General features: G+C 66.8%; 9 protein-coding genes. 7 read left to right on the top strand and 2 right to left on the bottom strand.

The genetic code is table 11. The features are described from left to right. The 7 genes from PNI01S_RS26885 to pcaC form a co-directional block, all read left to right on the top strand. Window positions 1–517: dioxygenase family protein (locus PNI01S_RS26885; protein WP_439958241.1), on the top strand; the 517-nt coding region annotated here is incomplete at its 5' end. 271 nt (window positions 518–788) lie between these two features. Then, window positions 789–1,637: a CoA transferase subunit A gene (locus tag PNI01S_RS26880; RefSeq protein WP_038803149.1), complete on the top strand. Its 849-nt coding sequence runs from the start codon at window positions 789–791 to the stop codon at window positions 1,635–1,637. After that, on the top strand, window positions 1,637–2,419 hold the full coding sequence (locus PNI01S_RS26875) for a CoA-transferase subunit beta (protein ID WP_024767506.1): 783 nt from the start codon (window positions 1,637–1,639) through the stop codon (window positions 2,417–2,419). Before PNI01S_RS26880 ends, PNI01S_RS26875 begins: the two co-directional genes overlap by 1 nt. Continuing rightward, window positions 2,416–3,621 (top strand): 3-oxoadipyl-CoA thiolase, encoded by a 1,206-nt coding sequence (gene pcaF, locus PNI01S_RS26870; protein ID WP_084359767.1) that lies wholly within the window; start codon window positions 2,416–2,418, stop codon window positions 3,619–3,621. Before PNI01S_RS26875 ends, pcaF begins: the two co-directional genes overlap by 4 nt. 213 nt (window positions 3,622–3,834) lie before the next feature. Further along, window positions 3,835–5,205, top strand: coding sequence for a 3-carboxy-cis,cis-muconate cycloisomerase (locus tag PNI01S_RS26865; protein WP_084359766.1), 1,371 nt, complete (start codon window positions 3,835–3,837; stop codon window positions 5,203–5,205). A 9-nt stretch (window positions 5,206–5,214) separates the two neighbouring features. Next, window positions 5,215–6,003: a 3-oxoadipate enol-lactonase gene (gene pcaD / locus PNI01S_RS26860; RefSeq protein ID WP_084359765.1), complete on the top strand. Its 789-nt coding sequence runs from the start codon at window positions 5,215–5,217 to the stop codon at window positions 6,001–6,003. A gap of 37 nt (window positions 6,004–6,040) precedes the next feature. After that, window positions 6,041–6,439: a 4-carboxymuconolactone decarboxylase gene (gene pcaC / locus PNI01S_RS26855; protein ID WP_024765605.1), complete on the top strand. Its 399-nt coding sequence runs from the start codon at window positions 6,041–6,043 to the stop codon at window positions 6,437–6,439. Window positions 6,440–6,589: 150 nt separating this feature from the next. Here the strand turns inward: pcaC and PNI01S_RS26850 are convergent, their stop codons facing one another. Continuing rightward, a complete protein-coding gene (locus tag PNI01S_RS26850; protein WP_084359764.1) occupies window positions 6,590–8,545 on the bottom strand; it encodes an acetoacetate--CoA ligase in 1,956 nt (651 codons plus the stop codon). A 95-nt stretch (window positions 8,546–8,640) separates the two neighbouring features. Next, on the bottom strand, window positions 8,641–9,411 hold the full coding sequence (locus tag PNI01S_RS26845) for a 3-hydroxybutyrate dehydrogenase (protein WP_084359763.1): 771 nt from the start codon (window positions 9,409–9,411) through the stop codon (window positions 8,641–8,643). Window positions 9,412–9,598 lie beyond the last annotated feature (187 nt).

Genomic DNA, 9,598 nt, shown 5'->3' with positions numbered 1-9,598 from the left:
GTTCGACCTCGACGGCAAGCCGCTGGCCGGCGCGGTGGTCGACCTCTGGCACGCCAACACCAAGGGCACCTACTCGTATTTCGACAGTACCCAGTCCGAGTACAACCTGCGCCGGCGCATCGTCACCGACGCCGAAGGCCGCTACCAGGCGCGCAGCATCGTGCCCAGCGGCTACGGCTGCCCGCCGGACGGTCCGACCCAGGAGCTGCTCAATCAACTGGGCCGCCACGGCCAGCGCCCGGCGCACATCCACTTCTTCATCTCCGCGCCGGGCCATCGCCACCTGACCACACAGATCAATCTCGCCGGCGACCAGTACCTGTGGGACGACTTCGCCTATGCCACCCGCGACGGGCTGATCGGCGAGGTGCGTTTCGTCGAGGACGCGGCGGCGGCCAAGGCGCGCGGTGTGGAAGGGCGCTTCGCCGAGATCGAGTTCGATTTCCAGCTGCAGCGGGCCGTCGCTGCCGGAGCCGAAGACCGCAGCAATCGTCCTCGCGCGCTGCAGGAGGCCTGACCGGGTAGGACCGAGGGTACGCCCAGTCCTTGCTCGCGAACGGATTCTCCGGCTGCTCCGGCGCCGGGCGGGTTCGCGAGCAAGCTCCCTCCTGCAGGGGGCTGCGCCTCCCGCGCACTCGCTCAAATGGCAATCCTCACTCGCAGCGCAGCCGTTAGTCCCCTAAGAGAAGTGTTCGATATTCGCACCAATAGTCGATTATCGCATTGTTTGCCCATCCCCCCGGCGGTACCTTTTTCCCACCTGCACCACCCCTACAACGAGACCGACCATGGCTGAACTCCTGACTCTCCGCGAAGCGGTCGAGCGCTTCGTCAACGACGGCGATACCGTCGCCCTCGAAGGCTTCACCCACCTGATCCCGACCGCCGCCTCCCACGAGCTGATTCGCCAGGGCAAGAAAGATCTGCACCTGGTCCGCATGACGCCGGATCTGGTCTACGACCTGCTGATCGGTGCCGGCTGCGTACGCAAGCTGACCTTCTCCTGGGGCGGCAACCCTGGCGTCGGTTCACTGCATCGCCTGCGTGACGCGGTGGAGAAGGGCTGGCCGCGCGAGCTGGAGATCGACGAGCACAGCCACGCCGACTTGGCCAACTCCTACGTCGCCGGTGCCTCGGGTCTGCCGTTCGCGGTGCTGCGCGCTTATGCCGGCTCCGACCTGCCGAAGGTCAACCCGAACATCAAGTTCATCAACTGCCCGTTCACCGGCGAGCAACTGGCTGCCGTGCCTTCGGTACGCCCGGACGTCACCGTTATTCACGCGCAGAAGGCCGACCGCAAGGGCAACGTGCTGCTGTGGGGCATCCTCGGTGTGCAGAAGGAAGCCGCACTGGCCGCCAAGCGCTGCATCGTCACCGTGGAAGAAATCGTCGACGACCTGAACGCGCCGATGAACTCCTGCGTGCTGCCGACCTGGGCGCTGTCCGCCGTCTGCCTGGTGCCCGGCGGCTCGCACCCGTCCTACGCCCACGGTTACTCCGAGCGCGACAACCGCTTCTACCAGGCCTGGGACCCGATCGCCCGCGACCGCGACACCTTCAACGCCTGGATCGATACCTACATCCGTGGCACGAAAGATTTCAGCGAGTTTCGTACCAAGCTCGCGGAGGCCAAGTAATGAGCGCCTACAGCACCAATGAAATGATGACCGTGGCCGCCGCCCGCCGCCTGAAGAACGGCGCCGTCTGCTTCGTCGGCATCGGCCTGCCGTCCAAGGCTGCCAACCTCGCGCGTCTGACTGCCTCGCCGGACGTGGTCCTGATCTATGAATCCGGCCCCATCGGTGCCAAGCCCAGCGTGCTGCCGCTGTCCATCGGTGACGGCGAGCTGGCCGAAACCGCCGACACCGTGGTGCCCACCGGCGAAATCTTCCGTTACTGGCTGCAGGGCGGGCGCATCGACGTCGGCTTCCTCGGCGCGGCCCAGGTCGATCGCTTCGGCAATATCAACACCACCGTCATCGGCGACTACAACAAGCCGAAAGTGCGCCTGCCCGGCGCCGGCGGCGCGCCGGAAATCGCCGGTTCCGCCAAGGAAGTGCTGATCATCCTGAAGCAGTCCCACCGCACCTTCGTCGACAAGCTGGCCTTCATCACCTCGGTCGGCTTCGGCGAGGGCGGCGACCACCGCCAGCAATTGGGCCTTCCTGGAAAAGGCCCGGTGGCGATCATCACCGACCTGTGCATCATGGAACCGGAAGCCGGCAGCAACGAATTCATCGTCACCTCGCTGCACCCGGGCGTGACCCGCGAGCAGGTCGTGGAAGCAACTGGCTGGGCGATTCGCTTCGCCGAGCAGGTGAGCGAAACCGTCGCGCCGACCGAGGTCGAATTGGAAGCCCTGCGCGCCCTGGAGGCCCGCACCGCTGCCGCCCATGGTCAGCAGGGAGGTGAGGAATGAGCCGCGAGGTCTTCATCTGTGACGCGGTGCGCACGCCCATCGGCCGCTTCGGCGGCGCGCTGGCCGGTGTGCGCGCCGACGACCTCGCCGCCGTGCCGGTGAAGGCGCTGGTGGAGCGCAATCCGCAGGTCGACTGGGCCGCGCTGGACGAGGTCTACCTCGGCTGCGCCAACCAGGCCGGCGAGGACAACCGCAACGTCGCGCGCATGGCGCTGCTGCTGGCGGGCCTGCCGGAGAGCGTGCCGGGCGTGACCCTCAACCGTCTCTGCGCCTCGGGCCTGGACGCGGTGGGCACCGCCTTCCGCGCCATCGCCAGCGGCGAGGCCGAACTGGTCATCGCCGGTGGCGTGGAGTCCATGTCCCGCGCGCCCTACGTGATGGGCAAGGCCGACAGCGCCTTTGGCCGTGGGCAGAAGATCGAGGACACCACCATCGGCTGGCGCTTCATCAACCCGCTGATGAAGGCGCAGTACGGCGTGGACGCGATGCCGCAGACCGCCGACAACGTGGCCGACGATTACAACGTCAACCGCGCCGACCAGGACGCCTTCTCCCTGCGCAGCCAGCAGCGCGCCGGCGTCGCCCAGGCTTCCGGTTACTTCGCCGAGGAAATCGTCCCGGTGGTGATCAAGGGTCGCAAGGGCGAAACCGTCGTCGACACCGACGAACACCCGCGCCCGGACACTACGCTGGAAGCGCTGGCCAAGCTCAAGCCGGTCAACGGCGAAGGCAAGACCGTCACCGCCGGCAACGCCTCGGGCGTCAACGACGGCGCTGTGGCGCTGATTCTCGCCAGTGCTGAAGCGGTGAAGAAACACGGCCTGACACCGCGTGCGAAAGTGCTCGGCATGGCCAGCGCCGGCGTCGCCCCGCGGGTGATGGGCATCGGCCCGGTGCCGGCGGTGCGCAAGCTGCTGGAGCGCCTGAATCTGTCGATGGATCAGCTCGACGTCATCGAGCTGAACGAAGCCTTCGCCGCGCAGGGCCTGGCGGTGACCCGTGAACTTGGCGTCGCCGATGACGATGCGCGGGTGAACCCCAACGGCGGCGCCATCGCCCTTGGGCATCCGCTGGGCGCCAGCGGTGCACGGCTGGTGCTCACTGCTGTGCATCAGTTGCAGAAGACGGGCGGCAGGCTCGGTCTGTGCACCATGTGCGTGGGCGTAGGGCAGGGTGTGGCGCTGGTGGTTGAGCGGGTGTGATCCCAAGAGCCCCTCACCCTAACCCTCTCCCGGAGGGAGAGGGGATTGTCCGTCATGGCGGTGATTGCGTGCGCATCCTGAAGTGTCAGGATGCATGGCGGAATATCTTCTCACTGCGAACGGCTCCCTCTCCCTCTGGGAGAGGGCTGGGGTGAGGGCCGCCCAACGCGCCATACTGTCCCGACAACGCCCGCCGATCTCCGGAGCTGCCTCGTGAGCACCAACCTTCTGTTCGACGCCTACTTCACCCAGCCCGCCATGCGCGCGATCTTCAGCGACCACGGCCGGGTGCAGGGCATGCTCGACTTCGAGGCCGCCCTGGCTCGTGCCGAGGCCCGCGTTGGCGTGATCCCGGCGAACGCGGTGGCACCCATCACCGCTGCCTGTCGTGCCGAGCTCTACGATTTCGAGGCACTGGCCCAGGCCATCTGCAGCGCCGGCAATTCCGCGATCCCGCTGGTGAAGGCGCTGGGCAAGCGCATCGCCGCTGAGGACGCCGAGGCCGAGCGCTACGTGCATCTGGGCGCCACCAGCCAGGACGTCATGGACTCCGGACTGGTCCTGCAACTGCGTGCTGCCATCGAGCTTCTGGAGAGTGATCTCGCTCGACTGGCCGACGCGCTCGTCGCTCAAGCACAAGCCCACGCCGGTACGCCCATGGTCGGCCGCACGTGGCTGCAACATGCCACGCCGGTCACCCTTGGCATGAAGATCGCCGGTTGGCTGGGCGCGATCACCCGCCACCGCCAACGCCTGGATGAACTCAAGCCGCGCCTGCTCTGCCTGCAGTTCGGCGGCGCTTCCGGCAGCCTCGCCGCATTGGGTGAGAAGGGCTTTGCCGTGGCTGAGACGTTGGCTGAAGAGCTGGACCTGCAACTGCCCGAGCAACCCTGGCACACCCAGCGCGACCGTCTGGTGGAGTTTGCCAGCCTGCTCGGCCTGATCGCCGGCAGCCTCGGCAAACTGGGCCGCGACCTCAGCCTGCTGATGCAGACCGAAGCCGGCGAAGTCTTCGAGCCATCCGCGCCGGGCAAGGGTGGTTCCTCCACCATGCCGCACAAGCGCAATCCGGTGGGCGCTGCCGTGCTGATCGGTGCGGCCACCCGTGCGCCGGGGCTGGTCTCGACGCTATTCGCCGCCATGCCCCAGGAACACGAGCGCAGCCTTGGCCTGTGGCACGCCGAGTGGGAAAGCCTGCCGGAGCTGTGTTGCCTCGTCTCGGGTGCCCTGCAACAGGCGCTGTCCCTCGTGCCGGGCCTGGAAGTCGACGCCGAGCGCATGCTCGCCAACCTCGACCTGACCCGCGGCCTGGTGCTCGCCGAAGCAGTGAGCATCGCCCTGGCCCAGCGTATCGGCCGTGATGCCGCGCACCACCTGGTGGAAAAGTGCTGCAAGCAGGCGGTGAAGGAGGGCGCGCACCTGCGCGTGGTGCTCGGCGCCAATGCCGAGGTCACTGCACAACTGAATGCCGAGGAGCTGGATCGACTGCTCGATCCTGCCCATTACCTGGGTCAGGCGCGCCGCTGGGTCGAACGCGCGCTGGCCGAACACCAAGAACTTTCCTTGCGCAAAGAATCCCGATAGGAGCCTTGCATGCCTGCCGTACGTCTCGCCGATGGCGACCTGAACTACCAACTGGACGGCCCGGCCGGTGCGCCGGTGCTGGTGCTGTCCAACTCCCTGGGCACCGACCTGCACATGTGGGACGCGCAGGTCGCGGCCTTCGCCGAACACTTCCGCGTGCTGCGCTATGACACCCGTGGCCACGGCGCTTCGCTGGTCACCCCCGGCCCCTACAGCGTCGAGCAGAACGGCCGCGACGTGCTGGCGCTGCTGGACGCGCTGGACATTCCGCGCGCGCATTTCTGTGGTCTGTCCATGGGCGGCCTGATCGGTCAGTGGCTGGGCATCCATGCGCCGGAGCGCCTCTCGCGGCTGGTGCTGTGCAATACCGCCGCGAAGATCGGCACCCCGGAAGTCTGGAACTCGCGCATCGAGACCGTACTCAGCGGCGGTGCCGAGGCCATGCGCAACCTGCGTGACGCGTCGATCTCGCGCTGGTTCACCGCTGACTTTGCCGAGGCTGAGCCGGGCAAGGTGGAGCCCATCGTCGGCATGCTGGCGCAGACGTCGCCGGAAGGTTATGCGGCCAACTGCGCAGCCGTGCGTGATGCCGATTTCCGTGGCGAGATCGGTGCGATCACCGCGCCGACCCTGGTGGTCTGCGGCTCAGTCGACCCGGTGACCACTACCGAGGACGGCCGCTTCCTGCAGGCGCGCATTCCCGGCGCCGAGCTGGTGGAGTTCCGCGCCGCGCACCTGTCCAACGTGCAGGCGGGGGATGCCTTCAGCCAGCGCGTGCTTTCCTTCCTGCGCGCGTAATTGCTCGCTCCTACAAGGTTCCGATTTGGAGTTTGAGATGGACGAAAAAGAACGCTACGAAGCCGGCATGCAGGTGCGTCGCGCGGTACTCGGCGATGCCCACGTCGACCGCAGCCTGGCCAAGCGCAACGCCTTCAACGAAGAGTTCCAGGAAATGATCACCCGCCACGCCTGGGGTGACATCTGGACCCGCCCCGGCCTGCCGCGCCACACCCGCAGCCTGATCACCATCGCCATGCTGATCGGCATGAACCGCGAGGGCGAACTCACGCTGCACCTGCGCGCCGCGCGCAATAATGGAGTGACCCGCGAAGAGATCAAGGAAGTGCTGCTGCAGAGCGCTATCTACTGCGGCATCCCCGCTGCCAACGCCACCTTCCACCTCGCCGAGGCGGTGTGGGACGAGCTGGGTACCGAGTCGCTGGACGACGCCTGATTCAGCGCCGCCCGGACCACGCATCCGGGCGGTGCCTGATTGGCTGATGCTCGTCCGCCCTACGACCCTGCGATAGTCCGAGCGGGGAAGTCTCGCGGAGAAACTCCGCTCCCATGAGATCAAGAGCCGCTCCCACGACTCTGGAGAGACTCAGCTCTCCAGCTCCTTGCGATCCCTGAACAACTCCAGCGCCTGCGGATTGGCCAGCGCATCGGTGTTCTTCACCGGCCGGCCGTGCACCACATTACGCACCGCCAGTTCGACGATCTTGCCGCTGATGGTGCGCGGGATGTCGGTGACCGCGAGAATCTTCGCCGGCACGTGGCGCGGGGTGGTGTTGCTGCGGATGGTCTGGCGGATGCGCTCCTGCAGTGTCTCGTCCAGTTCCACGCCGTCGCGCAGGCGCACGAACAGCACCACGCGCACGTCGCCCTGCCAGTCCTGACCGATGGCGATGGATTCCAGTACCTGCTCGACCTTTTCCACCTGGCGGTATATTTCCGCGGTGCCGATGCGCACGCCGCCGGGGTTGAGCACGGCATCCGAACGACCATGGATCACCAGGCCGCCGTGCTCGGTTTCTTCGGCGTAGTCGCCGTGGGCCCACACGCCGGGGAAGGTGGCGAAGTAGGCCTCGTGGAATTTCTCGTCGTTTTCGTCGTTCCAGAAACCCACCGGGATCGATGGGAAGTGCTTCACGCAGACCAGCTCGCCCTTTTCACCGTGCACCGCTTTACCCGTCTCGTCCCAGACCTCAACTGCCATGCCCAGCGCCTTGCACTGGATTTCCCCGCGCCAGACCGGCGCAGTCGGATTGCCGATGGCGAAGCAGGAAACGATGTCGGTGCCGCCGGAAATCGACGACAGGCAAAGGTCGGGTTTCACCTCGCGGTAGACGTAGTCGAAGCTCTCGTGGGCCAGCGGTGAACCCGTGGAGAGGAGCGTCTTCAGACGCTCCAGCGAGTGGGTCAGGCGCGGGCGCACATTGGCTTTCTCCAGCGCCGCGATGTACTTGGCGCTGGTGCCGAAGACACTGATGTGTTCCGCATCGATCAGGTCCATCAGGCGCTCGGGGCCGGGGTGGAAGGGCGAGCCGTCGTAGAGCACCAGCGTGGCGCCGACGGCCAGGCCGGAGACCAGCCAATTCCACATCATCCAGCCGCAGGTGGTGTAGTAGAACAGCGTGTCGTCCTGCCCCAGGTCGACGTGCAGGCCGTGTTCCTTCAGGTGTTGCAGCAGCACGCCGCCGGTGCCGTGGACGATGCACTTGGGTACGCCGGTGGTGCCGGAGGAGTAGAGGATGTACAGCGGGTGGTCGAAGGGCACCGGGGTGAATACGGGCTCGCCGCCGCTGTGGAAGAAGTCCTGCCAGAGGCTGACCCGCGCCGGCGTCTGGAAGTCCGTGCGGCGCGCATGGCCGTTGGCGTAGGGGACGATCAGCAACTGTTCGAGGCTCGGCAACTGGGCGAGGATTTCGTTGAGCTTGGCGGTCAGGTCCAGCACCTTGCCGGCGTAGCGGTAGCCGGCGCAGGCGATCAGCACCTTGGGTTCGATCTGACCGAAACGGTCGATCACGCCCTGGGTGCCGAAGTCCGGCGAACAGCTCGACCAGGTGGCGCCCAGGCTGGTGGTGGCGAGCATGCCGACCACGGTCTGCCAGGTGTTGGGCATGAAGGCCGCGACGCGGTCGCCGACGCCCACGCCGGCTTCGCGCAGGGCGCGCTGCAGGCCGGCGACCTGGGCGGCCAGTTCGGCGTGGCTGAGCACTTCGCGCTGTTCATCCTCGCTGACGGCGATCAACGCCGGCTTGTGGTCGCGGCGGCGCAGCAGGTGTTCGGCGAAGTTCAGGGTGGCGCCGGGGAACCAACGCGCATCGGGCATTTCCGGGCCTTCCTCGAGGACCGCCGTGGGCGCCTCGTGGAATTGCACGTCGAAGCTGTCGACGATGGCCAGCCAGAAGGCCTCGCGCTCGGCGATGCTCCAGGCGTGCAGGGCGGCGTAATCGGGCAGGTCAAGGCCGTGCTGCTGCGCTACCTTGCGCCGGAAGGCGTCCATGCGGGTGGCGGCGATGCGTTCGGGGGAGGGGCTCCAGAGCGCCTGGTTCATCGACTACGACTCCAACTGATTCGTGTGGGACGGAAGGCACCGCCGACGAACGGTGCCTGCGCAGCATGTCACGAAGCGCCGCAAGAACCCTCAAGTCACTGGGCGACCCAGCCGCCATCCATGTTCCAGGCGGCGCCGCGGACCTGGGCGGCAGCTTCAGAACACAAGAATAGCGCCAGCTCGCCGAGCTGGTCGGCGGTGACGAAGTCCAGCGACGGCTGCTTCTCCGCCAGTAGGTCGTGGCGCGCCTGTTCGGGGCTGGCGCCGGCGGCGATACGCGCGTCGATCTGCTGTTGTACCAGCGGCGTCAGCACCCAACCGGGACAGATGGCGTTGCAGGTGATGGCCGTGGTGGCGGTTTCCAGGGCGGTGGTCTTGGTCAGGCCGATCACCCCGTGCTTGGCGGCCACGTAGGCGCTCTTGCCGGCGGAGGCGACCAGGCCGTGGGTCGAGGCGATGTTGAGGATGCGCCCCCAGCCGCGCTGGCGCATGCCCGGTAGCGCCAGGCGGGTGGTGTGGAACACCGAGGAGAGGTTGATGGCGAGGATCGCGTTCCAGCGCTCCACGGGGAAGTCTTCCAGCGCCGCGACGTGCTGGATGCCGGCGTTGTTGACCAGGATGTCGGGGCCGCCGAACTCGCGCTCGACGTAGGCGATCATCTCGGCGATCTGCTCGGGTTGTGCCATGTCCGCACCTTGGTGCCCGATGCGCGTGCCGTGCACCGACAGCTCGCGCACGGCCGCGTCGATGTCGCCGAAGCCGTTGACCACCACATTGGCGCCCGCCTGGGCCAGGCGCGCAGCGATGCCCAGGCCGATGCCGCTGGTGGAGCCGGTGACCAGTGCGGTCTTGCCCTTGAGTGTCATGCAAATCTCCTCTGGAACGGGTTAGCCGCATCGCTGCGACTATCAAAACATTGGAATACCCAGAATTCGTTTGTGGCCTTGCGAGCTAGAGCAGAACAAGGAAAAAGCAGGCGAGGACGCGGAGTTGACGTGTAGTCAATGAGCAGTCATCGCCTGCTTTTGACGCAGTTATGCCGACGCGCAGCTA

The sequence above is a fragment of the Pseudomonas nitroreducens NBRC 12694 genome (genome assembly GCF_002091755.1).
In the GTDB taxonomy this organism is placed as follows: Bacteria; Pseudomonadota; Gammaproteobacteria; order Pseudomonadales; family Pseudomonadaceae; genus Pseudomonas; species Pseudomonas nitroreducens.
The sequence above is the reverse complement of the archived record's forward strand: the minus strand, read 5'-3'. Positions and strand labels throughout refer to the sequence as shown.

What these genes read in the sequence shown, in the direction of transcription:
- PNI01S_RS26845 (WP_084359763.1), bottom strand. Translation starts at nt 9,411, where the DNA reads ATGACACTCAAGGGCAAGACCGCACTGGTCACCGGCTCCACCAGCGGC.
- PNI01S_RS26880 (WP_038803149.1), top strand. Translation starts at nt 789, where the DNA reads ATGGCTGAACTCCTGACTCTCCGCGAAGCGGTCGAGCGCTTCGTCAAC.
- pcaD (WP_084359765.1), top strand. Translation starts at nt 5,215, where the DNA reads ATGCCTGCCGTACGTCTCGCCGATGGCGACCTGAACTACCAACTGGAC.
- pcaC (WP_024765605.1), top strand. Translation starts at nt 6,041, where the DNA reads ATGGACGAAAAAGAACGCTACGAAGCCGGCATGCAGGTGCGTCGCGCG.
- PNI01S_RS26875 (WP_024767506.1), top strand. Translation starts at nt 1,637, where the DNA reads ATGAGCGCCTACAGCACCAATGAAATGATGACCGTGGCCGCCGCCCGC.
- PNI01S_RS26850 (WP_084359764.1), bottom strand. Translation starts at nt 8,545, where the DNA reads ATGAACCAGGCGCTCTGGAGCCCCTCCCCCGAACGCATCGCCGCCACC.
- pcaF (WP_084359767.1), top strand. Translation starts at nt 2,416, where the DNA reads ATGAGCCGCGAGGTCTTCATCTGTGACGCGGTGCGCACGCCCATCGGC.